This is a genomic window from Nocardia asiatica NBRC 100129, from assembly GCF_000308415.1.
GTDB lineage: Bacteria > Actinomycetota > Actinomycetes > Mycobacteriales > Mycobacteriaceae > Nocardia > Nocardia asiatica.
In genome coordinates, this window is record NZ_BAFS01000466.1 from 1 (window position 1) to 25,631 (window position 25,631).

The window sequence follows — 25,631 nt, forward strand, 5'->3', positions numbered from 1 at the left end:
CGCTGAAGTGGTCGTAGCGGAACTGGTCGGTGTGCAGGTACCAGTAGGCGGTTTGAATCATCTGCCGCGGTGGCCGTGACCAGTCCGATCCGAAGGCCAGCTGTGACCAGCCGGTGACCGGGCGGCATTTCTCCTGTCCGACGTAGTGGGCCCATCCGCCGCCGTTGACTCCCTGACAGCCGGTGAGGGTGGTCAGGGTGAGGAAGGCGCGGTAGATGGTGTCGGAGTGGAACCAGTGGTTGGTGCCCGCGCCCATGATGATCATCGACCGGCCGCGTGATTCCTCGGCATTGGCCGCGAACTCCCGCGCGATCCGCGCGACGGCGGGTGCGGGAACACCGGTGATCGTCTCCTGCCAGGCGGGGGTGTAGGGCTCACCCGCGTCGTCGTAGCCGGAGGGCCAGCGCCCGGGCAAGCCGTCGCGCCGCACACCGAACTGCGCCAGCAGCAGATCGAAGACGGTGATCACCAGATGCCCGCCGATCCGGCGCACCGGCACCCCACGCCGGAGACTGCCGGGTTCGGGTAGATCGAACCTGGGCAGGTCGACGTTCGCCACCTCGCCGCCGTAGACCGACAACATCGGGTCGACCGTGCCGAGATCCAGATTCCAGCGGCCCGCGCCCTGTTCGCCGTAGCGGAATCCCAGCGACCCGCCGGGCACCACCGGCTCGCCGGTCGCCGCGTCGAGCAGGACGGGTTTGAACGCGGCGGACTCGACCTCGCGGTGACCGTCGAGATCCGCGGCGGTCAGGAACTTGCCCGGCAGATAGGAGTCACCGTGCGGCCGTAGCCGGATCAGGAACGGCAGATCGGTGAATCGCTTGACGTAGTCGAGGAAGTACGGCACCTGCCGTCGCACGAAGAACTCCTGCAACACCACGTGCCCCATCGCCATCGCCAGCGCCCCGTCGGTTCCAGGAGCCGCCGCGAGCCATTCGTCGGCGAACTTGACGTTGTCGGCGTAATCCGGGGAGACCGCCACCACCTTCTGACCGCGGTAGCGGGCTTCGGCCATCCAGTGCGCGTCCGGGGTCCGGGTCACCGGCAGGTTCGAACCCCACATGATCAAATACCCGGCATCCCACCAGTCCCCGGACTCCGGCACATCGGTTTGATCCCCGAACACCTGCGGCGAGGCCACCGGCAGGTCGGCGTACCAGTCGTAGAACGACAGCATCGTCCCGCCCAGCAACGACACGAACCGAGCACCGGAGGCATGCGAAACCATCGACATCGCCGGGATCGGGGAGAACCCCGCCACCCGGTCGGGCCCGTAGCGTTCGATCGTGTGCACATGCGCGGCAGCGACCAACTCGGCGGCCTCGTCCCAGGACGTTCGCACCAGCCCACCTTTGCCGCGCGCCGCTTTGTAGGTGCGCGCACGTTCGGGGTCCTCGACGATGCGCGCCCACGCGGTCACCGGGTCGCCGGTGGCGGCTTTGGCTTCGCGGTACATCTGGAGCAGCACCGCCCGGACATACGGGTAGCGCACCCGGGTCGGTGAGTAGGTGTACCACGAGAACGCCGCGCCACGCGGGCAGCCGCGCGGCTCGTATTCCGGGCGATCGGGCCCCACCGACGGGTAGTCGGTTTGCTGCGTTTCCCAGGTGATGATCCCGTCTTTGACGTAGATCTTCCAGGAGCACGACCCGGTGCAGTTCACCCCATGGGTCGAACGCACCACCTTGTCGTGGCTCCAGCGGTCCCGGTAGAACTGGTCCGCGCCTCTGCCGCCGATTTGATATAGCGTCCGACTGTCGTCGGATATCTGGGCGCGGGTGAAGAATTTGCGCGTCGCCACCAGGGCGTCGGTCAATTCGGTATCCAGTCCCGCCGGGCGGGAGTGGTTTTCGGCCTCGGTGTTCACCGGGTCATTCCTCCTGAAGATGGTGCTGGATCACGGCAACGTGTAGCTCATGGCCGGGTGTGCGTGAGCACCGAACGGCGCACGGTGTTCAGGGTGAACCCGACGGTGGCCGCGGCCACGACAGCCAGTGCGGCCAGCCCGAGCGCGTAGGAGCCCAGTGCGCCGAAGAGCGCGCCCATCACCAGCGGCGGCACGAATCCGCCGAGTCCTCCGGCGGCGCCGACCACACCGGTCACCGAACCGACCTTGTCCCCGGGGGCCAACAACGCGACCAAGGCGAACACGGCGCCGCTGCCCGCGCCCAGCGCGGCGGCCATGGACAGGAACGCCACCGTGCTCACCGGCATCAGAGCCGGGGTGAACGCCTGCACCAGAGCGGCGACGGTCACCACCGAGAAGCCCGCCGCGAGCACCCGGACCGGGCCGACGCGGTCCGACAACCAGCCGCCGACCGGGCGCATCAACACGGCCAGCAGCACGAAGCCGGCCATCCGGTTGGCCGCGTCGGCCTGGGTCAGCCCGTAGACCGACTTCAGGTAGGCGGGCAGATACACCGAGAACGCCACGTACCCGCCGAAGGCCACCGCGTACAGCGCCGCTGCTTGCCAGGTCAGGGGCAGCCGTGCGGTATCGGCCAGCCGCCTGCCCACCGATTCCGTCGGCACCGATCGGCCCGGCGCGTCACGCAACCACACCGCCGCGACCACGGCGTAGACCGCCAGCACTCCGGCGGTGACCAGGAACGGTGTTGCCGTCGACCCCAGGTCGACCAGCCGCACCGTGGTGAGCGCACTGATCGCCGTGCCGCCCATCCCGGCGCCGAACACCCCGATCGCCAACCCACGCCGCTGCGGCGGAAACCACGCGTTGACGAACGGCACACCGACCGCGAACGCGGTGCCGCCGATACCCAGGAAGAAGCCGCCGATCAGCAGCGCCATCAGCGAGCCGTGCCCGATCAGCCCGATGAACAACACCGGCACGATCGTGATGATCGATATCGCCGGGAACATCACCCGGCCTCCGAACCGGTCGGTCAACGCCCCCACCGGGATCCGGCCGACCGAGCCGACGACCACCGGGACCGCGACCAGCAGCGCCTGCTCGAAGGCGCTCAATCGCAGGGCATCCTGGAATTGCGGACCCCAGGGGGCTCAGCAGCGCCCACGCCCAGAAATTGACCGCGAACCCGATCGTGGCCAGCGCTACCATCACCCCCCGTTGCCAAGTCACGGATGTCACGTCGACAGCGGCGCGGTGTGGCGCCGGGCCCGCCGCGAAGTTGGACTGTGCTGTGTAAGGGCTGGAAGTCATGGTGTCGCCGGACCCGTCGCTCGTATCGTCTCAGGCCCGTCCGCGTGGCGGCCGAGCGTCCGTCATATAGCGGTCGACCGGCTAGGGCCCACCGGCTCGCGACTGCAGGCCGGATTGCCCTAACGGAGGTCGACAGTGAATAACGTTCCTCCCAACGCCTCGGCGTAAACGCCCGCCCGGTTCGTGCGGGCGATCTCCCTGTCGGGACCGGGCCTCGTGCGGCGGGCCGGGTGCGGACGTTCGTCGGCGGACCGCCGCCGGGTGGCGATGGGGCCACGGCACGCCCGCCAGCTCGCCAAAGGCAGGACCCGCGGTCGTCGCTCGCGGATGGGCTGCCCGGCCCGGTGCGATCTTCCTCGGGGGTCGGCGTCGTGCTGCCAAGGGTGGTCTGTGGGTGCCAGAATGTCGGGTATGCAAGGTGCATCGACCGAGTACGGCCTAGAAGGCAGACCGCCGGTGATCGGCACGCTGGCCCAATCCCGACTGCGTGAGTTGCTCGCCGAAGTGCAGGATCGCATCACGGAGATCGTCGGCGTGCGCGATCAGATGGATCGGCTCATCGAGGCGATGCTCGTGGTCACGGCCGGCCTGGAGCTGGACAACACGCTGCGGGCGATCGTCCATACCGCGATCGAACTGGTCGATGCCCGCTACGGTGCGCTCGGCGTGCGGGAGACCGACAAGAACTCCAAGGAGCTGGCCGAGTTCGTGTATGAGGGCATCGATGACCGCACCCGGGTGCTGATCGGTGATTTGCCGCGCGGGCACGGTGTGCTCGGGCTACTGTTCGAGCAGCCGAAACCGATCCGGCTGGCCGATATGTCCGCGCATCCGTCGTCGGTCGGCTTCCCCGCCAATCATCCACCGATGAAGACCTTCCTCGGGGTGCCGGTCCAGGTCCGCGACGAGATCTTCGGCAATCTGTATCTGACCGAGAAGGCAGGCGGTCAGGAGTTCACCGAAGACGACCAGGTCGTCGTGCAGGCGTTGGCGGCCGCGGCGGGCATCGCCATCGCCAATGCCCGCCTCTACGAGGAATCCCGGATCCGGCAGCAGTGGCTGGAAGCCACGCAGGATGTCGCGGCGGTCGTGCTGGCCGGCGGGGAACCGGCCGAAGTGCTCGAATTGATCACCGAACGCGTGCTGACGCTGACCGAGTCGGTGTGCGCCTATCTCGCCTTGCAGGAAGATCCCGAGATGCCGTCGGAGGAGGTCAGCGAACTCGTCGTGGCCGCGGCGGCCGGAGCCGACGCCGAGGGGATCCTCGGCCAGCGCATCTCGCTCGACGGGTCACACACCGGCGCGGCCTACCGCGACCTGGAAGGTTGCTGGGCTGATGGACCGGGCGGCGGCCTGAGGCTGGATTCGTCCGTGAAGTACGGTCCCGCGCTGACCTCGCCGTTGCGGGCGGGGCAGTCGGTCATCGGCGTCCTGACCGTCATGCGCTCGGCCGAGATGCCGACCTTGGACGCCGCGGGCCGGACGATGATGACAGCCTTCGCCGATCAAGCCGCCCTGGCCTTGCAATTGGCGAACAGTCAGCGCAGAATGCGCGAACTCGACGTCGTCTCCGAACGCGACCGTATCGCCCGCGACCTTCACGACCACGTCATCCAACGGCTTTTCGCCGTCGGGCTGTCGTTGCAGGGCACCGCGCAGCGCGCCCGCACACCCGAGGTCAAGGTCAGGCTCAGCGAGACCATCAACGACGTGCAAACCATCGTGCAGGATATCCGGCACTCGATCTTCGATCTGCATTCCAGCACGTCCGCGGAAGCGCCGGTCCTGCGCAAACGCTTGCACGCCGTGGTGGCCGAGATGACCGCGGAAACCGAGTTGCGCACTTCGATCCGACTGGCCGGGCCGGTGTCGGTGCTGACCTCCACCATTTTCGACCACGTCGAAGCGGTGCTGCGGGAATCACTCAGCAACGTGGTTCGGCACGCGCATGCCAGTACGGTCTCGGTCAAGCTCAATATCGGCGACGACGTCGTCCTCGAAGTCGCCGACAACGGTATCGGCCTGCCCGAGGAGCTCTCCCGGCGCAGCGGGCTGGCCAACATGGCCGCTCGGACCGAAGAGTCGGGTGGCAGTTTCAGCGCCGGGAAAGGCCCCGCCGGCGGCACGGTTGTCCGCTGGTCGGTTCCGCTGCCGCATGGGTCGGCGCGCTGATTCCGCGGTCGAACCCGCCCGCGGCCGGTGACGTTTCGCCGCGACGCGCCCGATCTGCCGCGCGCGCCGGTCGCGGTTCCGAACTCATCGGCTGGGTGACTCGCTGACGACCGGCGCGAATCCGCGGGCGTGCGCGATCGCGTCCGGGGTGTGGGCGAAGATGTGCGCCTGCCCGCCCGAGGGCAGGGCGCCGACAGCGGCCAGTCGCCGGTGGTGGTCGGCGCGCAGTCCGGACATGAGCACGGTGATGCCTCGGTGTTCGAGTTTGCCGATGGCGTCCTTGAGCATGAGGGCGCCGGTGGTGTCGAGGGCGGTGATGTGGGACATGCGCAGGATGACCACACGCACGTCGGACACCTCGGTCAGTTCCAGGAGGAAGCGGTGCGCGGCGAAGAACAGCGGGCCGTCGATGCGGTAGGCGACGATGTGGTCGTGCAGCAGGTCGTGTTCCTCTGTCAGATGATCGGTGTCGTCGGTCTGGTCGCCGAGCGGAATCTGGTGCAGTCGCGCTTCTTTGGCGACCGATCGTAAGGCGAGAACGATCGCGATGCCGACGCCGACGGCGACCGCGGTCACCAGATCCAGGGCGACCGTCACGAAGAAGGTGGCGGCCATGATCGCCGCGTCCGCTCTGGAAGCGCGGGCGATGGCGGCCAAGGACGCGGTCTCCACCATGCGCACGGTGGTTGCCAGCAGTACTCCGGCGAGTGCCGCCAGGGGGATGTCGGCGACCAGTGGCGCGGCGAGATAGATGAGGGCGGCGAGCACCACGGCGTGGGTGACCGCAGAAAGCCGGGTGCGTGCGCCGGAGCGAACATTGACCGCTGTCCGAGCGATCGCTCCGGTGGCCGGGACGCCGCCGAACAGGGGGGCGGCGATGTTGGCCAGGCCCTGACCGAACAGTTCACGGTCGGGGTCGTGGCGGGTTCCGACGGCCATGGCGTCGGCGGCAGTGGCCGACAGTAGTGACTCCAAGGCCGCCAGGGCGGCGACCGCCAAAGCGGGAACGATCAATTCGGCCAACTGCTCCGGGTGCAGGAAACCTATGGTGGGGAGCTGCAATCCGGACGGGATCGTCCCGATGGGTGCGAGGGCCAGGTCGAACACCTGCCCCGCCGCTGTGGCGGCGGCGACAGCGATCAGCGCGAACGGCAGTTTCGGCAGGTACCGGCCGCCGACGAGCACCACCGTGGCCACGGCCAGCGCGGTCGCGAGTGCCAGATGGTGGGGATGTGAGACGTACTCGCGTACGGCATGGAAGGCGGTCTGCCAGACCTTCTCGCCTTCGGCGTCGGAGATGCCGAGAGCGGTGGGTAGCTGTTGCAGCGCGATGACGACCGCGATGCCGGCGGTGAACCCCTCGATCACCGGGGCCGGCATGTACCGTACCGCCCGTCCGACCCCGGCGACCGCGAGAACCACCAGCACGAGGCCGGCTATCAAGCCCACGGCCAGCACCCCGCTGCCGCCGTGCTGATGGAAAATCGGCACCAGCACCACCGTCATGGCGCCGGTCGGGCCCGACACCTGGAATCGGGATCCGCCGAACACCGCCGCCACCGCACCGGCCACGACCGCCGTCGCCAGGCCTGCCGCGGCGCCGAGTCCGGAACTGATCCCGAATCCGAGTGCCAGGGGCAACGCGACGAGGGCGACGAGCAGCCCCGACAGCAGGTCCGCGCCCGGGGCGTGCACGGCGGGCTTCCAATCCGACCACCTCGGGAGCAACGCGCGCACGCTCACCGCGCGTCTGCCGGACGAATCTTCGACGTCGGCAGTTGCTCTCGCCCGGCGACCCCAGCCACCGAGGCGGGGATGGCTGGGTTGTGGGTCGGTGCGGGCACCGTTCCGGTGGCGGTAGCCGAACGTTCGGTCACGACGGGTCTCTCCTTCACGAAACATTTAGTTTAGAAACTCTGCAACTATTGGCCGCGTCTCGGTGACTTCCGAGCACGCGGGCTCAGCCGGTTTCCTGCTCCAGCGCTTCGGCCTGTCCGGCAACCACGCCGGTGAGGATGGCGCGCGCCGTGGCGAGGAGCTGGGCGACCTCCGGCGAGGTGAGGGCGTAGGTCACCGACAGTCCCTCACGTCGGGCGGTGACCAAGCCGGCGCGGCGGAGGATGGCCAGTTGCTGTGACAGATTCGCCGCCTCCACCTCGATCTCGCTCAGCATCTCCGACACCGCGTGCTCGCGGTCGCTGAGCAGCTCCAGCGCGCGGATCCGCACGGGATGACCGAGCGTTTTGAAGAAATCGGCTTTCATCTGGTACAGCGGTCTCTGTAGTCCAGGCATCAGCGCCCGCTCCCTTCCGCTGACCATCGGCATCGGCGACCACCTTGCTATCTGCAGAGTTTAGCAAACAGCGAAGAAGTCGGCCGCCGACGGGTCCACGCGAGCACGTTCCGACGGTCAGCCGGTCGGCACGGGATCGATGCGGAAGACGGGGTAGTCCGACGCGATCCGCTCGTAGTCGGCGAGCGGAGCGTCCGGGCCGACCGGTATGTGCGGGCGGGCTCCGGGAGCCACACGCACGTACCGGCGCAGAATCGCCGCCCGCTGTCCGGAGTCGACCTCCTTCAACCGAACCTCCTCACTGTCGCCGTGACGCAGCAGGGCGTGGCCCTCGGCGGCGGCCACGTTGCGCAACCCAGTTCGCGTTCTTGCCCAGCATCGACACCACATAGCGTTGGCCGCAGAACTCCGTGAGCACCACCGGGAACCAGATCACACGCTTACTGCGCCGCCCGCGGACACCCAGTGCCGCCACCAAGCGCGGCGCGATCCCCGCGGCGAAAACCCGAGCCGAGAGACGATTTCGAATCCGAGCGAACAGGTTCGGCCTACCCCTGCGGTACAACCAGCGCAAGTAGTTGTCATATGCCCGCATGATGCACTCCTCGGAGGAGGGCTCAGTCCCGAGCCGTCGATTCCCTGACTGTCGGCGCGCCGCACGTCACCCGCGCAGGGGCCTCATGCCAGCGACGCACCCATTCCACGTCCGTATCGCTCAGTGTCATCCCGGGACCGAAGTCGCCCGGCAGCGCCACCGAGGTGAGAATGTGCAGTCGCCGACGGCGCGGGACAGCTTCGACCGCTGCCCAGGCATTCTGCCGCACCGCTTCCCACGGGTGACGCGCCTCCGACAGCCGTGTCAGCGGGCTTGTGCGTCGGATCGGGTAACGCACTTCGAAGCTCGGCGCCCGCCGCTGTCGCCGCCGGTCAGAACGAGCAACAGGAGCGGGCAGGCCAGGACGACCTGGAACAGCAGCAGCGAGAAAGCGGGCAGGCCGGACAGGACGAGTGCGGTGACGAGGACGGTCAGCGCGAGCACATACAGCGGTGCGTGGCGCAGATTCATGATCTTCCCTCGCGGGTCGGATCCGCACGCCGCGTCGGCGGAGTGATCAGGCCGTAGTCGCCGTCGAAGCGGTGGTACAGCACGCTGCCGCGATCGGAGGCCTTGTCACGGAAGAAGACGAACGGCAGGCCGGTCAGCTCCAGTCGCGTGATGGCGTCCTGGACCTCGAGCACCGGCGCGGGTATCGGGCTCGTGGTGAACGGCATGGCACCGTTGGTGACGGCCTCCGGCCGCGGACTCACCTGCGCGAGACGGTAACCGGTGTCGTCGGCACGGTAGAGCACACTGTCGACGTCGGTGCCGGATTCGGTGAACAGGTGGAAGTCGTAGTCCATGGTCTCCATGTCGAAGACCGCCTCGTCGCAGGTTTCGCCGACCAGCGCATACGATTTGCGCCGGACGATGCGTCGCTGCTCGGCGGCTTCCAGGCCGTGCGGTAGCGCGGCGCGGGCGGGGTCGTCGTGGCGCCAGTGCTGTGGGCGCAGACCGGGCCGTCCGCCCCGCACCGCCTGCCAGTGCCGCGCCAGCCGCTCGAGGCGGGTCTTCAATCGGGCGGCGAGCAGGTCGATCGCTTCCCTGGTGGTCGCGGCGGCGACCTGAACCCGCACCGCGCGACCGTTCACGTTCACGTTCGCCTGCGCGACGACCGGCCGTGTCACCGCAGGGTCGGCGTGTCCGGTGACCCGGACCCGCGCCCCGAGCAACGGCTCCCGCGCGTGATCCAAAGCCGGGCCCACCTTCAGCCGTACGTAGTCGGCCGCCGCGGCGGAGACATGGTGCCCGATCGATATCTGTAGTGCCGAATCCGTGGTCCGCAGTGTGGAATCCGTCGCAGTGGCTTTACTCATGCGATCGACTCTCACACCGCTGCGGACGGTGCCGAGAGGGCCGAAAGTCCCGTCGCGTCCGGCAATGGACCACCGCCACGCATCCGCTACGGGCCCCTGCGCGTGCGTCGGCATCCCCGACCACATGGCTTGTGAAGCGAAGCGTCGGCGGCCATTTCGATGGGGCGAGGCTCTCGCCCGTGCGCAGCCGGCCGAAGGCCCGCGCAGCGCGACGTCGCACGCCGTCGACCCCGGGCATCGGCTGGGCGGAGGCGGTTCGGACGACCGAACGGGGCCGGTTGGCTCCTGGGCCGGATGACCTTTGTCTCTGCTGCTCGACTCGCGCACCCGGGATCCTCGACACAACGAATCGAGCACACTTCGAACCGAAGAGTGGACACCGTCCGAAGAGGGTGATCTGAGTGTCCGGGTATCCTCCGTTGCCCGTACGGCTGTGGCGTATGCGTCCGTGGCGAACCAACTCGCTGATCCGCGCGTCGGACCGAATCCAGGCGCTGGCCGGTATGTTCGCGATCGCGGTGGCGCTGCTCGCGGTGCCGCTCGCGGGAGCAGCGGGCACCGCCGGTTACACCGACGCCGTTGCGCGCATCCGCGTCGAGAACGCGACCAAGACCGAGACGACGGCGACTGTCATGGCGAAGCCGCAGCGGACAGTGATCGCCACCGGTGAGCACGGGACGGCCGACGAACGGTATGAGGCGGCGGTCCAGTGGAATCACAGCGGGGAAACCGGAACCGCGATCGTCGCGGTTCCGAGCGGATCGGCACTCGGCGCAACGGTCCCGATCTGGCTCGGACCCGACGGGCAGCCCACCACCGCGCCGAAGGGTACCGATGCCGCGGTCGGGGAGGGGGTCGGTGCTGGTCTCGCCCTGCTCGCTGGATCCTGGGGAGGCGCGCTCCTGCTCACCTGGGGTGTCGACCGGCTGCTCGATGCGCGCCGCGCCGCGACCTGGGATCGAGAATGGCGCCGAATCAGCCGCCCGCTCGGACAGGACTCGTAAGTGTGCCGGTGCGGCGGCGACACCCACAGCGGGTACGGGGACAACGCCGCTCTCCGCGCACGGCCGAGACTCTTCGGTCACCAATCGGGGGACCAACTCCGGCGTACCCGGCAGGAGTGCGATTACGCTGAGGGCATGGGTGACGGAGGTGCATCGGCATGACCAAGGTGTTCCTGGTGGACGACCACCACATCGTGCGGCGCGGCGTGGCCGACCTGATCGACGCCGAGAGCGATATGGAGGTCGTCGGTGAGGCGGGGAGCGTATCCCAGGCGCTGGCGCGTATTCCCGCACTGCGACCCGATGTCGCGGTGCTGGACGTGCGGCTGCCCGACGGAAACGGCATCGAACTGTGCCGCGAGCTGTTGAACCAGCAACTCGGATTGCGCTGCCTGATACTCACCTCGTTCACCGACGAGCAAGCCATGCTGGACGCGATCCTGGCCGGCGCCAGTGGCTACGTGATCAAGGACATCGGAACGACCGACCTCGTCGACGCAATCCGTGATGTCGGCTCGGGCAAATCACTGCTGGACAATCGGGCCGCCGCGGCACTGATGGCGAAGTTGCGCGACGAGGCCGAGGCCAAGACGGGACCGCTGGCCGCGCTCACCGACCAGGAACGCGTCCTGCTGGGGCTGCTCGGCGAGGGGCTGACGAACCGGCAGATCGCACAGCGGATGTTCTTGGCGGAGAAGACGGTGAAGAACTACGTGTCCCGGCTGCTGACTAAGCTCGGTGTGGAACGGCGCACCCAAGCCGCGGTCTTGGCATCCAAACTCAACCCGCCCACGAACGGGGAGTGAACCCAGCACGCCCGAGGACCTAGGCAAGGCCGAGTGCTGCGCCGAGGCAGGACCGGCCGCCCGGCTGCCTCGTTCCTACGAACACCCGGGACCTGGTCGTGCCGAGCGGCTCGGTCGTCGCTGGGTATGGTTTCGTCGACGACCCGGACCTCGGGCAGCGCGGACGGACCGCGCGACTGCGCTGGCCCGGGCCCGCGTTCGTGCGCGAAATACTCTGCGACGAAGATGCTTTGGGCCCGCTGGTTCGGGACCAACGACCGGCGCAGGCGCGGGGCAGGGATCCCTAACCTACGGATAGCCGAAATCACCGGATCCGAAGGGACCAGCTCATGTCAGCCCAGCCTGCTCTCAACCACCCCCACCAGCTGGCCGGAGCTCCTGTCGTGGTCGGTGTCGATGGTTCCGAGAACTCTGATCTGGCCGTCTACTGGGCCGCCGAGACCGCTGTGCACCGGCGCCGCACGTTGCGCATCGTGCACGGCCTCGATCTCGCTGCTGCACAGGCTGTTTTCGGCATGTACGACTTGATGGTGCCCGCGGTCGCCGAGACGTTGCGGGAAGAAGGCGCCGCCAGGCTGGCGACCGCGGCCCGGCTCGCCCGCCGGGTCGACCCCGGCCTGCGAGTCGAAACCGAGCTGTCGCCGGCCCATCCCGCCAGGCTGCTCGTCGAGCGATCGCGATCAGCGCATCTGATCGTGCTGGGTGCGGGACGGGGCGGCGAAATGGCCCACTTCGGATCGACAATGCTCGCGGTGACCGCGCACGGCCACGGCGACATCGTGGTCGTGCGCGACACCGGCAGCGAGCAGCGGACCCGGACCACCGGCCCCGTCGTGGTCGGCGTCGACGGCAGCGAAGTCGGCGAGGTCGCTGTCGCCGCGGCATTCGATGAAGCGAGCGTCCGCGGCACATCTCTTGTCGCGGTGCACGCCGCCACCGATTTCCATCCACCTGCCGCGCTCACCGGCCTGCTCCCGGCTCGCGAATTCGAAACCGCGGCACGGCAGATGCTGGCCGAACAACTGGCCGGGTGGCAGGAGAAATTCCCTGACGTGAAGGTGACCACCAAGATCGGTGTGGCGTCGCCGCGCGATCTGCTCAGCGCGTGGTCGAAGTCCGCGCAGCTGCTCGTGGTCGGCAGCCGCGGCCGCGGCGGATTTCGCGGCCTGCTGCTCGGTTCCACCGGCAACTTCCTCACCCATCATGCCCACTGCCCGGTCATGGTCGCCCACGAGAACTAGTTGGGGTCCCGGTAGCCATCGCGCGAAACCAACGAAGTGCCTCGACCAGCGGCGATCGCAGGGGTCGGGCGCGGGTAGGTGAGTGCCGTGGCTGCTGTGACTGTGGCGCGGTGCCGCTGACGATCCGGTGGGTGGTGCAGCGGCCGACGCTGTATTCGTCGGTGAGGTCGGCCGGGCTCGCGTCGCTCGCGAGTCAGCTCTCCCGGAGGAATTTCAGGTTGCCGGAGTTGAGTCAGGCAAACTCTCAGCAAAAATTTATCTTCCAAATGACGCAAAAACGATGCATTCCCGGGATTTCGGTGCCAGACTCTTTGGAGTGAAGATGCGCCCGAGCGGCGCTCCCGCACAAGCGCGTGAACGCGGCGGTGGCTCTCTCGACCGAACCGCCTCCGGCACGCATCCGCACGCAATGAGAACCACGATCGCTGAGGTTCATACCGAAGGAAGCGACCCACCATGAGAAATCCGAAACGATCACTTCTGTTCGCTACGGCCGTCACAGCTGCCGTCCTGGGGGCGTCGGCCTGCGGGGACGACAACGACACGTCCTCCGCGACCACGACCACCGGTCCGGCCGCCATGACGACGACCGCGGCGACGACATCGCCCACGTCGACGGGGACGCCCGCGGCGGCGGCTCCCGTCGGCCCGGGCTGCGCCGCGTATGCCGAGCAGGTGCCGACCGGGCCGGGTTCGGTGGCCGGCATGGCGACCGAACCCGTATCGGTCGCCGCGTCGAACAACCCCCTGCTCACCACGCTCGTCGCCGCGGTGTCCGGTCAGCTCAACCCGCAGGTCAACCTGGTCGGCACCCTCGACGGCGCGCAGTCCACCGTGTTCGCGCCGGTCAACGACGCTTTCGCCAAGGTTGATCCCGCGACGATCGAAACACTGAAGACCGATTCGGCCGCGCTCACCAAGCTGCTCACCTATCACGTGGTGCCGGGGCGACTGGGGCCGGACCAGATCGCGGGTGACCACAAGACCGTCGAGGGCTCCACGGTCACGGTGACCGGCAGCGGTGACGATCTCGATGTGGGTGATGCCGGTGTGATCTGTGGGGGCCTGCAGACCGCCAACGCCACCGTGTACCTGATCGATGCAGTATTGACGCCCCCTGCGGCATGACGGGCCGGCCTCGGGCAGACCGTACGGTGGTGAGCCGTTCGCTCTGCCCGGGGTCGCAATTCGCCTCCGCCCGGCGGAACGACCGGTGTCGAACCTCCCTTCGCGCACACAGTTCGCCGGCGACCGCAACCTCCGCCGTGTCGCGGCGATCACCAGCAGGCGGGCGGCTCGTGACGCCGCTCAGCTCGATTCGAGATCGGCTCCGCGTTCTCGTCGCTCCCCGCGCCCTGCTGGCGATGATGCGCTACCGCCCGGCGGAGTCCGCCGCGCGACTGTCGTGCCCATTGCTGGTCTGCGCCGCCGCCGAGGACCACGAGACACCGGTGGAGAACACTCGCGCGCTGGCCGACGCCGCGCCGCACGGCGAGTTCCGGATCTACCCCGGCACCCACTTCTCCTTCAGCCCTACGCGACACCGTCATCGCCGACCAAATCGACTTCTACCGGAAGGCCACGAGCGGCGACTGGCAGCCGGTGCCTACCGCCTCCTGAGGGGAGTCGACGCTACACTGCCCGGTCCGCGAGATCACCGGGCGCTTTCCCGCATGGATGCGCGCGCTCACGCCGCTGCCCGGCAGTAGGTTCCGGCTCGTAGCACCGTCGATGGAGCACCGCATGAGATTGTCGCGTTCGTGCGGCGGTTGCTGAACGAGCGCGGCCCGCAGGCCCGCCCGGCCGACGCCGTGTCCGCGATACCCTTTTCCGACCTCGGCCACAGGTCCCGGGGATCCGCGTCCGGCAGTGGCCGAATCGCGGACGTCTACGATGCCATCTCTCGCGCATCGGGTGGCGCGGTAGTTCACTACCCGGGGTAGGGGGGAGGTGTCGTGATGGGTCCGAATCGGCGGCGGTACATGCTGGGAGTCACGCCGATTCGGCGGCGCATCAACGCCCTGAGGTTGGACGCGGTTCCCAGTCCGCTGGCGCGGGCGACACGGTCGAGGTTCTGTTCGCCACGTTCGAGCAGCCGGCACGCCAGCGCGACGCGTTCGGTTGTCAGCCACGCCAAGGGTGTGGTTCCCAATTCCGCCTGGAAGCGACGGTGCAAGGTGGCTGGGCTGACCGCTGCGCGGGCGGCGAGGTCGGCAACTGTCATGGGCTGGTCCAAACATGTTCGGGCCCAAGCGAGTACGGGTGCCAGAGACGTGTCTTTCACACCGGCGATGGGGCGTTCGACGAACTGCCGTTGCCCTCCGTCGCGGTGGGCGGCGAAGACAAGGCGGCGACTGACCGCGGTGGCGATCTCGGCGCCGTGGTCGCGACGAATGAGGTGCAGGCCGAGATCCAGCGCGGCAGCGCTGCCTGCGGCGGTCAGCACGTCACCGTCGTCGACGTAGAGGACGTCAGGCTCCAACAGCACCTTGGGATAGCGTGCGGCGAATCGCTCGGCCCACCGCCAGTGGGTAGTGGCCCGACGCCCATCGAGAACGCCGGCTGCGGCCAATGTGAACGCCCCGGTGCAGAAGCTCACCAACCGCGCGCCTCGCTCCGCGGCCTGCCGGACGGCCCGCACCACTACCGGTGAGCACCCCGCCTCCGGGTCCGGCCGATTCGGCACGATCACTGTGTCGGCCGTCGCTACCGCGTCCAGCCCATCCACCTCGCTCAGCGTGAACCACCCACCGTGCATCCGCGCCGCACCCCCTTCGGCACACAGCCGGAACTCGTACCACGGTCGACCCAACTCCGGGCGCCGCAGCCCGAACAGCTCGGTCGCGACACCCAACTCGAACGGGTTCGAACCCTCGTCGACGATCACGACCACCCGATGCGAGGATCCACACGACATGTGCGATTTCTAGCACTTCCCTGGTCGAGGCGCACCACTGACGATGGGACGGTGAGCAATGAACCAGTCGACCTGGACGCCGCGCTGGCGGCATTCGATGACCTGTGGGCCCCGCGGATCGCCGCCAGGGTCAACGATTACGACGTCCGCATCGCCAAAGTGGCCGGCGAGTTCGCCTGGCACCGTCACGACGACACCGACGAATTCTTCCTCGTCCTCGACGGAGAACTCCGAATTGCCCTGCGCGACGAGCGCGAGGAGCGCACCGTGATCCTGCCCAAAGGTTCCCTCTTCGTCGTCCCCCGCGGTGTCGAGCACAAACCGTCCTCCACCAGCGGCGCATCCATACTCTTGTTCGAACCCACCGGCACTCCCAACACCGGCGACCACCATGAACAACTGCCCGAACACATCACCACCACCACGGGACACGCACTCGACTGATACGGACACGATGCGATCATTCGGTGAGGCCAGCCGACCTCTCCGGACCGCATGGCCCGCCTTGCACGCAATTCGGCGATAGTACGGCGAGCCCGACTCAGCGCTCGACCGCGGTCGGCCCCCGCCGCACCGCTTCGGCCGATGCAATGTAGTGGTGGCGCGGCGATGCGGGGCAGGATCGTCGGCACAGCTCAGGTAGGTGTCGAGGAACCGCGTTGCCCATCGGGGGCGGCCGTGGAACTCGAGGTCCATGGCCAGGAAGGCGACCTTCTTCGCTGTCATGGAAGGTCGGCTGCGGGCCAGATCCAGTTCGCCACGGCGGGAATGTCTTCGCCGTGCTCACGGGTCCAGGCGCGTGCGCGCCAGCGGGTGTCGACCATCTCCTGCCGCAGCCCGGCCGCCCGCTCGCGCAGCCGCGGCACTCGGTCGATCACGTCCATGACCAGGTGATAGCGGTCCAGGTCGTTGAGCATCACCATGTCGAACGGCGTCGTGGTGGTGCCCTCCTCCTCGTAGCCGCGCACATGCAGCCCGCTGTGGTTGGGAGCCGGTGGATGAGCCACGGGTAGCCCTGGAAGGCGAAGATGAGGCTGATCTCGGCGCAGAACTCGTCATCCCCAGCGCACCGCGCGCAGAGTCCGGGGTGCGCGGATGGGCGGATCCCGGTCAGACCGGTCGATGGCCCAAACGGGCTCGGAGCCCTCGGCGGGAATCCGTGCGAACTGCCGCCAGTAGGATTGTCGGGCCGCAGTGTGACTGGGTGCGCCGGGGTAGAGCTACCGTGACCTCCCAGAGAAGCCGGGAGTTGTGCCACCACGTCTTGGTCTGGCGGCAAGCGACCATTACCACCACCTGATCGCCGACACGCTGCGCGCGGCCGCGGTGAGCGACCACTCCGACTGCACCTCGTCTACCGGATGCCCGCCGTCGCCGATCGAGGTCGCGGCATGCAACCGACTTGCTGCCGCTGGCCTGTCCACCGCCCCGGTAGATCGCCGAGCGCAAGATCGCCCTTCTCCTTGGCCTGCGTAGCCCGGTCAGCGCGAACAGTGCACGGCGAACTCGTGAATCGCCCGGACGAACCCGGCGCGTTCATAGCGGTGTACCACGTGGTTCACGCGGGGGAAGGACAGCACCTGCGTCTGTGGCGCCAGCTCGACCACGCGGGCCACATCGTCGTCATCCAACGCGCCGACCAACCCGTACCGCTCGAGCCGCAGCCAGCGGGCGTGCAGCAGCAGGATCGGCACGCGGGTCCGCCTCAGCGCGTCGGCGTGCGAGAAGCCCCCGTACATCCGGCCGTCGACGAAGGCGCGGGCGAAGTCGGGGTCGAACATCGACAGCGATATATGGGACGAAACATGTAGCGAATCCGCTCCATAAACGTGTCCTATCGGCGGATCGAACCCCGTCCCACAACCTTCGTCGTCGGGTGTAGCGGGAGAAGATTGCGGCGTTCGAGCTGCATACCCCACTTCGGGGCACATCACTGGAGGCCGCGCATGCGCCCCGTAATCCTGGACCTCGCCACGCACGAGTACGCCATTATCGACCCGCAGGAGTACCTGCGCGCTGTGCTGGCCTGGCATTTCAGCGAGGAGACGGGTAGCCCGTACTGGCTGCGCCGGGCACGGACGCTGGATTTCGACCCGGTCGCCGACATCCGGACGTTCGCGGATCTGCGCCGCTTCCCCAACGTCATCGACGAGTTCCGCACCGTCGCGGTCGAGGACCTGATTCCGCGCGGACTGGCGGGTGCCGACCGCGTCATCGCGGGCATCTACGAGAGCGGCGGCACCACCGGTGCGCCGAAGCGTTTCGTCATGTTCGACCGCTGGATGGAGTTCGCGCTCGGCTGGGACGAACACCATTACGCCGGACTCGGCACGGTGAACACCCTGGCCGTGGCGCCGAGCGGCCCGCACATGTTCGGGGAGTTCGCCGAACGCCGGGCGCGCAGGCAACACGGCGTGCGGTTCACCATCGATCTCGACCCGCGCTGGATCAAGCGGATGATCGCGCGCGGCGACACCGAGAACACCGAACGCTACGCCGAGCATGTCGTCGACCAGGTCGCCCAGATCCTCACCACCCAGTCGGTCGGCATCCTCATCACCACGCCGCCGCTGCTGGAGCGCATCGCGCGCCGCGACGATCTGGTGGAGCAGATCCGCCGGAAGATCAAGTTCATCTGCTGGAGCGGCGCGCACATGGACGCCGACACCCGCGAGATCTTCCGGCAGGAGATCTTCCCCGGCATCCCGCTCAAAGGGCTCTACGGCAGCACCACCATCCTCGGCATGTCCCGCGAACGCGACGAGGAACGCTGCGACGGACTGCCGGTCTTCGACCCGCCGAGCCCCTACCTGGCGTTCGAGGTGGTGGACCCGCAGACCGGCGCAGACGTCGGGTACGGCGAGCGCGGGCAGGTCGTGATGCACCACCTCACGAAATACGCTCTGCTGCCGAACAATCCGGAGCGAGATCTGGCCATGAAGGTCGAGTCGCCGAAGGATGGCTTCGGCTGCTCGGTCGCCGATGTCGCGCCGATGTCGTCCTTCGGCGGCGCCGAAGTGATCGAGGGGGTCTACTGATGGGCGAGTTCGTGCACATCGACGCACTCGGTCCGCAGGGCAGCTATCGCGCGCGCGATCGCAAACCGCTGACGACTCTGTCCGGCACTGTGATCGGCGAAATCTCCCAGGTGCCGCCGCTGTACGTGCGACGGGCGCTCACCGCCATGCGCAAAGCGCCCGTGCTGCCCGCCGCCGAGCGGTTGGCGGTGCTCGAGCGGGCGGCCGAGCTGTTCACCGACGCCGAGATCGATGGGCTCGGACCCGACGAATACGCACGTCTGGTGTGCGTCGCATCGGGTGTGCCGCTGGCCGTTGTGCGCCAGTCGGTGCAGTGGGTGGCCGAGGTGCTGCGCGAACAGCGCGCAACTCTCGATTCGGCGATGCCGAAGGGCGCGGTGTCGGATTGGCAGGACCAGCGCACGCTGGAGGGTTGCGCCGTCTGGACGCGCAAAGGCGACCTGTTCGCCGTGCACGCGGCCGGGAACACCCCCGCCGTGCACGGTTTGTGGCCCGAGGCACTGGCCCTCGGATACAAGGTGGCGGTGCGGCCGTCGACGCGGGAACCGTTCACCGCTTCCCGTCTGGTCGGCGCTCTGCGCATGGCGGGCTTGCCGCCGGAACTGGTCACTTTGCTGCCGACCGACTACGAGGCCGCCGACGTGCTGGTCGCGGAGTCGGATTTCGCGATCGTCTACGGCGGACAGGAGGTGGTCGACAAGTACGGCGGCAGCGCGCGCGTGCTCACCCAAGGGCCGGGACGCTCGAAGATCCTCGTGACCTCGGACGTGGACTGGCGGGAGAAGGTGCCGTTGATCGCCGAGTCGGTGAGTCATCTGGGCGGCACGGCGTGCACCTGCACCACCGCGGTGCTGGTCGAGGGCGACCCGGAACCGCTGGCGGTGGCGCTCGCCGCGGAGTTGGGCGCGATCCCCAGTCTGCCGCCCGAGCACCCGGACGCGATCCTCACCGTGCAGCCCACCGAATCCGCGGCGGCGATGGACCGCTACCTGCATCGGGTGGCAGGAGAGGCGCGCCCGTTGCTCGGCGGGGACACCATCGTGGACGAGGTGTCGCCCGGCGCGGCGGTGCTGCGTCCCGCGGTGCACCTCGTGGGCAGCAGCACCGCGCCGCAGCTCGGTGTGGAACTGGCTTTCCCCTGCGTGTGGGTGGGGCCGTGGGCAGCCGCCGACGGCGTCGCCCCGCTGCGCGATTCGCTGGTTCTCACCGCGATGACCGAGCGGCGCGAGCTCATCGACGCATTGCTGGACGAGCCGACGATCACGAATCTGTATCTCGGCGACAATCCGACCACTTGGTTGCGCCCCGGGATTCCGCACGACAGCTATCTCGGTGAGTTCCTGATGCGTACCAAGGCGATGATCCGCTCGACGGCTACGGCGAGCGGACCGGTCGCGCGTAGTCGCTAGTCCACGACGGGCTCACCGGGCGTCACGCGCTGGTGGATGGTCAGCAGGAGATGGTCGAAGCGGGTGCGCTGCTGAGCCAGCGCACCGCCCATCGCGACGACGTCGGCGACGAGCTGCTCGGCCAGTGTGCGAATCTTGATGTTGGTTTCCTGTGAGCGCCAGCGCAGCACCCGGAACGCCTGATCGGCGTTGACGCCGTACACGAACATCATGATCCCTTTGGCCTGCTCGATCACGGCGCGGGCGTCGATCACGTCCGGCAGCATGTCGTCGAGGGCTTCCTGGAGATTGCCCTCGAGGGTGTCGGTGACGTCGAGGAAGTAGCCGTTGGAGCCGACCACGTTGCCCTGCTCATCGAACAACTGGTCGCCGATGACGATGAGGTCGTGCGTCTCGCCTTCGGTATCCGTGATCCGGTGCCGGCTGCAGAACGGCGTACCGGTCGCGGTGGCGTCGGCCAGCGCGGCGGCGACCCGCTTTCGGTCGTCGGGGTGCTGGTGGCTTTGCAGAAGTTCGGTGGAAGGTTCGACCTCCCCCGGCGCGTACCCGTAGATCGCGGCGGCGTCGTCGGACCATTCCCACCGCTGGTCGGCGAACCAGAAGCGAAAGCTACCGATGTCGGGGCAACCGCCGAGCATCTTGCGCGCAGTCTCCTGCTCGCACTGACCTATCTCTGTCACCGGTCCAGTATGGCCCTGATGCAAGCGCAGGTCAGGCGGGGAGGGCCTCCTTGTGTGGCCCGCAACTCCCGGATCGGCGGCGAGCAGAGTTCGGCGCGTCGCCGCACACGCGGCAAAAGTGAAACGCGCATGGTCCTGTACCGGGGTTCAGCGGCTGGGAGTGGCGCGGCCGACGTCACATCCACGTCGTGTTGATCCATCGGCATCCCGATATCTGAAATCGGTCATCCTATTGGTCTCCGATGGACCCGCGAGGCTAGCGTCGACAGTGTGGGCGCTGGGGAACGCGGCATGCGGGTTCATTGCGGCAGCACTCCGACCGGCGCGACAGGACTCGATGACCGAACCCGGTTCACCGGGTTCCGGACGATGGGAACAGCAGACGATGGCGAAGATCCTTTTTGTGATGACCGGAGCCGACCACTGGACTCTGGCGGACGGAAGCAAGCACCCGACCGGCTTCTGGGCCGAAGAATTCGTGGTGCCCTACGAGAAACTGAAGGGCGCGGGCCACGAGATCGTGGTGGCCACCCCCGGTGGTGTCGTGCCGAGTGTGGACGACAGCAGTCTCGCACCCGACGCCAACGGCGGTCAGGACATCGCCGACCATCGCGCGCAGGTGATCCGCACGAGCACCGAACTGAACAACCCCGTCGACCTGGCGGAAGTGGACCTCGCCGACTACGCGGCGGTGTTCTACCCGGGCGGACACGGGCCGATGGAAGACCTGGCGGTCGACGCCGACTCCGGTCGGCTGCTCACCGCCGCCCTGTCCTCGGGCAAGCCGCTGGCGGTGGTGTGCCACGCGCCCGCGGCTCTGCTCGCCGCCACTGGAGCCGACGGAGTCAACAGCTTCGCGGGCTACACCCTGACCGGCTTCACCAATGCCGAGGAGAGCCAGGCGGGCTTCGCGGAGAAGGCCGCCTGGTTGTTGCAGGATCGGCTCGTCGCCATCGGGGCCGACTTCCGCGAGGGCGATCCGTGGAATCCGAACGTGGTGGTGGACCGGAATCTGATCACCGGCCAGAACCCGGCGTCCTCGGCGGGTGTGGCGGACGAACTACTGAGAACGCTCGGCTGACAACGGCCCGCGCGTGGCTGTCTTCATCCGCTGCGGGTTCGGCGGGTGACGGTCGAGGGAATCGCTCCGCTCGGAATGCCGGAACACCGTGCCTGCTTCTGGCGAAGCGGCGGTACGACCTGCTTCAGGGACGGTGATACTGCCGCGGCAGCTGGTACCCGCGCTCGGACAAGAGGGTTCGCAACACGTCGGGCCGGTTGGTGATCAGGCCGTCCACGCCGATGTCGAGCAGGGCGGTCATGGTGGGACGATCGTCGACCGTCCAGGGCACCACGCGCATGCCGTGGCGGTGTGCGGCGCGAACGAGTTCGACCGTGGTGAACGGCTGATAGCCGGGGGAGCCGATGGCGCCGTTCTCGGGAGTGCCGTGTACCGGCGACACCGCGGCGGCGCCGAGGGACGCCGCCGCCGCGACGTACTGCTCCTGCGGCGATCCCGGGAAGTCGTCGATATCCATTCCACCGAGCCACGGCGAGTCACCGGGCTCTCCGGCTCGCAACTTCGGCTGACCATCGGTCAACGCGACGATCGGAAGATCGGGTGCCACCCGCCGAAGCAGCATGAGCGTGCCGAAGTCGAAGCTCTGCACGGTGACCTGCCGCTCCATTCCCGCCCGGCGGATCTCCGCCACCACGACGTCCACGAACTGCTCGCGCGGCGCGGTCTGTTCCGGGGCGGCGGCTTCCACCTTGGTCTCGATGTTCAGCATCACCTGATCGGCGTGGTACGCGCGCACCAGGTCGAACACTTCCGCCAGCAACGGCATTCGCGCTCCCGGCGCCCTGCGCTGCTCGGGGTGATCGGCGGAGGGCACCGAACCGCAATCGATCGTCTGCACCTGGGCCAGGGTCAGATCCCGGATGTAGGTGTTCCCCGGTACGTAGGGGAACTTCGGATCGCCGGGGACGGCGGGCGCCGTATCGGTGCACTTCGCCGGACTCGGATCGCGATCGTGAGTGACCACCGCGTATCCGTCGGCGGTGATCTGCACGTCCAGCTCCAGCGTTCGCACGCCGAGTTCCAACGCGTTCGCGAACGCGGGCAGCGTATTCTCCGCGACCAACCCCAGTCCGCCCCGATGAGCTTGCAGATCGAACGCGAGCGGACCACCGGCCGACACCGGATGGGCCGCCAGGACTCCGGCCGCAAGCCCCAGCACCGCACCCGCTACCCGAAGTTTCCGCACGCTGTCATCCTTCCGCTGCCCGGCCACTTCCGGGTGAAGACACGGTGAACTGGATCAGTCGCGGTTCAGCTGTTCGGGACGCGCGGCCGCCCATCGAAAGGCCGGCTGGCGCACCATCGCGTTGATGCGGTTGAAGGCGTTCATCGCCGCGATCAACGCGGCCAGTGCGGCGAGCTGCTGCTCGTCGTAATGGGCGCCCGCGCGCTCCCAGATGTCGTCGCCCACGTGTCCGCCGTCGGCGATCCGCGTAGCGGTTTCGGCCAGTTCCAGCGCGGCCCGCTCGGCATCGGTGTACAGCGGGGCTTCGCGCCAGGCGGCCAGCAGGTGCAGCCGCTGCGGATCTTCGCCGGCGGCCATGGCATCGCGGGTGTGCAACCCGACGCAGAACGAGCAGCCGTTGATCTGGCTCACCCGGATGCGCACCAGTTCCTGGACTGTCGCGTCCAGCGAGGACTCGACGATCATGCGGTGCGCCGCCTCCATGGCGGGAAGGAAGGCCTGGAACATCGGGTTGCGGCGGTAGTCGAGCCGAGGACGCATCGAATAGCTCCTGAGAGAATGAGTGTAAATCTCTCTTACTATATCGTGCCCCCGTGTCAGGGTTCGTCGACGCGTTCGAGGGCGAATCGGGCCAGATTGGTGGAGATGATCTCCGGTCGTCCGCCGGGTTGTCTCGCCGCGGCGGTGAGCACGTCGAGGTGGTGGTATCCCGGGGCGGTCACGGTCTCGCCGTGACCACGCCACCCGGTCGCGAGGACGACTCCGGCACCGCCGATCAGGTTGATGGTCGGATGAGCGAATATGCCGCCGGGATGGGTCCGGTGCCGCGTGATCTCGGGCGCTTGCGACTGGAAGACATCCAGCGAGAGTTTCGTCGGGAAGTACCACTCGGTGAAGTCCAGCGGTTGCGCTGCCAGGCTGCGCGAGAGGTCGGCGATATCGGTGACTTCGTGGATCGCGTCGGTGAACGGTGCGCCGTGCCGATCCGAAGCGGCCGCGGCTGTTTCGTCGTAGTCGCGCCAGGTGTAGAGCGGGCCGTGCGGCTGGTCCGGGATCGCTTTGCGATCCGGACCGAACAGCATGCCGGTGAGCCCGCGCAGCGCCGGAATCGCGGCGACATCGCCGGGAACCGGGAAGTCCTTGTCCGCTACCGTCCCGCCGTCGAAGAATCCGAATCCGGCTTGCAGCAGCGCCAGCGGCTGGGAGTTGGCGTCGAGGAACGCCCCGAGCGCGGCCGCGTTGGTGATCCGGAAATCACGCACCGACGGCGCGCCGGTCGCGGCGGCGGCCACATCCCGCGACAGCAGGACTCGATAGGTGGCTTCCTGGTTGAGACTGCCGGGCACGTACCGCGCCAGGTCGGATTCGGCGTCGGGCGCGAGATAGGCGGCCAGCCCGGCGATCCCGAGCAGGTTCATCGTCTCCGGGTTGATCACCGCGGGCAATGCCAGCACGCGTGGCAGCACACCGGCCGCGAGCGCGGCCTCGGCGCCTGCCGAGCCGATGCCGCCGACGGACAGGTCGAGCAGGTCGGGGATGCCGTTGAGCGCGGACAGCGAGGTGTCGATCGAGGAGTCGAGGGCGAAGTAGCCTGCGCACTGATCGGCGCCCGCGGCGCCGCCGAAATCCCACTCGGCGAAGAATCCGGTGATCACGCCGCCGAGGGAGTGACCGCCGCACAGCACCTTTCGCTTCCGGGCTTCCGGGTCCGGCAGCTCGGCGGTGAGCAGATCGTATTGGTCCTGAACCGTTTGCGCGACACCGATATGGCCGAGCCAGCCCAGTTGGTCGTTCGGCACCATGCCGCCGAAACGGCGGCCGCCGATCTGTGCGCCGCGATAGTAGTAGTCCACGGCGAGGTGCACGTCGTTCGCCGCCAAACCCGCCTGTCTGCCGAGATGGTCCTCCAGGCAGTTGGAGCGGCGGTCCAGCGCCCAGAACTCGAGATGCCTGCCCTGTCTCGCCGCCGCGGCGACGGTATTGCGAGCGACACTGTCGAACGCGCCCGCCCCCTCGAAGATCCCCGGCTGCGCCACCAGAACGGCGTCGGCGTCCGCCGAGCGCGCCGGGCCCGCGACGTCTCGGTAGCGGAGATACGACAGCTGGTCACAAGCAGCTGGATGCGGCCCGACCGCGTCCGGTAGGGGAATACGCACGGTCACCACGGATTCCGCCACCGACGTGATCGGCGAGGAGGAGACCACGGCGGTCTCGGTACGCTCCGGGCCGTTCGGTTGCGCTGTCGCGCTCGGCGCGGCGGCCGCGACGACCAGAGCGGTGGCCAGCGTGCCGCATGTCAGGAACCGAAGAGCACCCGCACGAGGTCTGCGGAACCGACCATGGTTCGCCAATGATTGTGTCGACATCGACGACCCCTCGTCACGACAGCGGAACAGTTGTATCGCCGAGACTTTCCGCACCGGCGCGATGAAACCTAAGGTGGCTCTCACCGACTGTCAACGCCGCCTCAGGGGCTTACGAAACCTCCCAATTCCGGGCGACATCAGTTGTGGAGTCTCGGTGGAGTCGCGGTGACGAGATCGGGGGCCGCCCTCCGGTTCACCGAGCCCGATGCGCGTCCGACTCGCCGCTCAGAACGGTCGGCGCGGAGGATCAGCAGCATACGAGTGACACGATTCCAAGTCCCCGGGACGATCGTGCGGGGTCGCTTGAATACCGACACCGGTTGCGCGCCTCGAGGGAGTC

General features: G+C 68.1%; 23 protein-coding genes and 1 pseudogene. 10 read left to right on the forward strand and 14 right to left on the reverse strand.

Going from position 1 to position 25,631, the window contains the following annotated elements; all coding sequences use genetic code 11:
• Together ON27_RS36475 and ON27_RS36480 are read right to left on the reverse strand one after the other, a co-directional pair.
• Positions 1–1,819, reverse strand: a 1,819-nt coding sequence (locus ON27_RS36475; RefSeq protein ID WP_373282824.1) for a molybdopterin-dependent oxidoreductase, incomplete at its 3' end; no start/stop codon positions are given.
• 98 nt (positions 1,820–1,917) lie between these two features.
• A complete protein-coding gene (locus tag ON27_RS36480) occupies positions 1,918–2,988 on the reverse strand; it encodes an MFS transporter (RefSeq protein WP_245560531.1) in 1,071 nt (356 codons plus the stop codon).
• 598 nt (positions 2,989–3,586) lie between these two features.
• On the opposite strand from ON27_RS36480, the gene ON27_RS36485 reads away from it, so the two are divergent.
• Positions 3,587–5,356 carry a GAF domain-containing sensor histidine kinase gene (locus ON27_RS36485; protein WP_083888081.1) on the forward strand — a complete coding sequence of 590 codons (1,770 nt, stop codon included), beginning with the start codon at positions 3,587–3,589 and terminating at the stop codon, positions 5,354–5,356.
• Between the two features lie 84 nt (positions 5,357–5,440).
• Here ON27_RS36485 and ON27_RS36490 read toward each other — a convergent pair whose 3' ends face one another.
• From ON27_RS36490 to ON27_RS36510, 5 genes are all read right to left on the reverse strand, one after another.
• A complete protein-coding gene (locus tag ON27_RS36490; protein ID WP_373282822.1) occupies positions 5,441–7,093 on the reverse strand; it encodes a SulP family inorganic anion transporter in 1,653 nt (550 codons plus the stop codon).
• 223 nt (positions 7,094–7,316) lie between these two features.
• Positions 7,317–7,682 (reverse strand): ArsR/SmtB family transcription factor, encoded by a 366-nt coding sequence (locus ON27_RS36495; protein ID WP_245560532.1) that lies wholly within the window; start codon positions 7,680–7,682, stop codon positions 7,317–7,319.
• 84 nt (positions 7,683–7,766) lie between these two features.
• Positions 7,767–7,994 carry a hypothetical protein gene (locus ON27_RS44545; RefSeq protein WP_218003104.1) on the reverse strand — a complete coding sequence of 76 codons (228 nt, stop codon included), beginning with the start codon at positions 7,992–7,994 and terminating at the stop codon, positions 7,767–7,769.
• Positions 7,995–8,508: 514 nt separating this feature from the next.
• The gene (locus tag ON27_RS36505) at positions 8,509–8,715 is read right to left on the reverse strand and encodes a hypothetical protein (RefSeq protein ID WP_043738161.1); all 207 of its coding nucleotides are present in this window, start codon (positions 8,713–8,715) and stop codon (positions 8,509–8,511) included.
• A complete protein-coding gene (locus ON27_RS36510; RefSeq protein ID WP_083888083.1) occupies positions 8,712–9,563 on the reverse strand; it encodes a ribosome hibernation promotion factor in 852 nt (283 codons plus the stop codon). The genes ON27_RS36505 and ON27_RS36510 overlap by 4 nt, the downstream gene beginning before the upstream one ends.
• 401 nt (positions 9,564–9,964) lie before the next feature.
• On the opposite strand from ON27_RS36510, the gene ON27_RS40555 reads away from it, so the two are divergent.
• The 5 genes from ON27_RS40555 (at position 9,965) to ON27_RS43675 (ending at position 14,323) form a co-directional block, all read left to right on the forward strand.
• A complete protein-coding gene (locus ON27_RS40555; protein WP_157227817.1) occupies positions 9,965–10,567 on the forward strand; it encodes an Rv1733c family protein in 603 nt (200 codons plus the stop codon).
• A 158-nt stretch (positions 10,568–10,725) separates the two neighbouring features.
• Positions 10,726–11,373 (forward strand): response regulator transcription factor, encoded by a 648-nt coding sequence (locus ON27_RS36520; RefSeq protein WP_043738163.1) that lies wholly within the window; start codon positions 10,726–10,728, stop codon positions 11,371–11,373.
• Positions 11,374–11,702: 329 nt separating this feature from the next.
• Complete coding sequence (locus ON27_RS36530) at positions 11,703–12,614, forward strand: universal stress protein (protein ID WP_043738166.1); 912 nt, start codon at positions 11,703–11,705, stop codon at positions 12,612–12,614.
• A gap of 456 nt (positions 12,615–13,070) precedes the next feature.
• A complete protein-coding gene (locus ON27_RS36535; protein ID WP_043738168.1) occupies positions 13,071–13,742 on the forward strand; it encodes a fasciclin domain-containing protein in 672 nt (223 codons plus the stop codon).
• Between the two features lie 170 nt (positions 13,743–13,912).
• Positions 13,913–14,323, forward strand: a complete 411-nt coding sequence (locus ON27_RS43675) for an alpha/beta fold hydrolase (RefSeq protein ID WP_157227819.1) — start codon at positions 13,913–13,915, stop codon at positions 14,321–14,323.
• 221 nt (positions 14,324–14,544) lie between these two features.
• Here the strand turns inward: ON27_RS43675 and ON27_RS36545 are convergent, their stop codons facing one another.
• Positions 14,545–15,531, reverse strand: coding sequence for a GlxA family transcriptional regulator (locus ON27_RS36545; RefSeq protein WP_083888084.1), 987 nt, complete (start codon positions 15,529–15,531; stop codon positions 14,545–14,547).
• Positions 15,532–15,582: 51 nt separating this feature from the next.
• Here ON27_RS36545 and ON27_RS36550 point away from each other — a divergent pair, with 51 nt between their 5' ends.
• Positions 15,583–15,975, forward strand: a complete 393-nt coding sequence (locus ON27_RS36550) for a cupin domain-containing protein (RefSeq protein WP_043738172.1) — start codon at positions 15,583–15,585, stop codon at positions 15,973–15,975.
• Between the two features lie 278 nt (positions 15,976–16,253).
• Here ON27_RS36550 and ON27_RS36555 read toward each other — a convergent pair.
• Positions 16,254–16,564 (reverse strand): annotated as a pseudogene (locus ON27_RS36555) (phosphoketolase family protein); the annotation flags it as partial.
• 448 nt (positions 16,565–17,012) lie between these two features.
• Complete coding sequence (locus ON27_RS36560) at positions 17,013–17,312, reverse strand: hypothetical protein (RefSeq protein ID WP_043738176.1); 300 nt, start codon at positions 17,310–17,312, stop codon at positions 17,013–17,015.
• 165 nt (positions 17,313–17,477) lie between these two features.
• Between ON27_RS36560 and ON27_RS36565 the strand changes: the two genes are divergently transcribed.
• Both ON27_RS36565 and ON27_RS36570 read left to right on the forward strand, forming a co-directional pair.
• Positions 17,478–18,569, forward strand: coding sequence for an AMP-binding protein (locus tag ON27_RS36565; RefSeq protein WP_043738177.1), 1,092 nt, complete (start codon positions 17,478–17,480; stop codon positions 18,567–18,569).
• Positions 18,569–19,978 (forward strand): aldehyde dehydrogenase family protein, encoded by a 1,410-nt coding sequence (locus ON27_RS36570; RefSeq protein WP_043738179.1) that lies wholly within the window; start codon positions 18,569–18,571, stop codon positions 19,976–19,978. The genes ON27_RS36565 and ON27_RS36570 overlap by 1 nt, the downstream gene beginning before the upstream one ends.
• Here the strand turns inward: ON27_RS36570 and ON27_RS36575 are convergent.
• Entirely contained in the window at positions 19,975–20,658 is a 684-nt protein-coding gene (locus ON27_RS36575) for a PAS and ANTAR domain-containing protein (protein WP_245560533.1), read from the reverse strand. The two genes, ON27_RS36570 and ON27_RS36575, sit on opposite strands and share 4 nt — an antisense overlap.
• Before the next feature lie 385 nt (positions 20,659–21,043).
• On the opposite strand from ON27_RS36575, the gene ON27_RS36580 reads away from it, so the two are divergent.
• On the forward strand, positions 21,044–21,739 hold the full coding sequence (locus tag ON27_RS36580) for a type 1 glutamine amidotransferase domain-containing protein (RefSeq protein ID WP_043738219.1): 696 nt from the start codon (positions 21,044–21,046) through the stop codon (positions 21,737–21,739).
• A 124-nt stretch (positions 21,740–21,863) separates the two neighbouring features.
• Here ON27_RS36580 and ON27_RS36585 read toward each other — a convergent pair whose 3' ends face one another.
• From ON27_RS36585 to ON27_RS36595, 3 genes are read right to left on the reverse strand one after another with little or no spacing between them, the layout of a single operon-like run.
• A complete protein-coding gene (locus tag ON27_RS36585; protein ID WP_043738221.1) occupies positions 21,864–22,925 on the reverse strand; it encodes a glycerophosphodiester phosphodiesterase family protein in 1,062 nt (353 codons plus the stop codon).
• A gap of 54 nt (positions 22,926–22,979) precedes the next feature.
• Entirely contained in the window at positions 22,980–23,465 is a 486-nt protein-coding gene (locus tag ON27_RS36590; protein ID WP_043738181.1) for a carboxymuconolactone decarboxylase family protein, read from the reverse strand.
• Between the two features lie 56 nt (positions 23,466–23,521).
• Positions 23,522–25,291, reverse strand: coding sequence for a hypothetical protein (locus ON27_RS36595; RefSeq protein WP_245560534.1), 1,770 nt, complete (start codon positions 25,289–25,291; stop codon positions 23,522–23,524).
• Positions 25,292–25,631 lie beyond the last annotated feature (340 nt).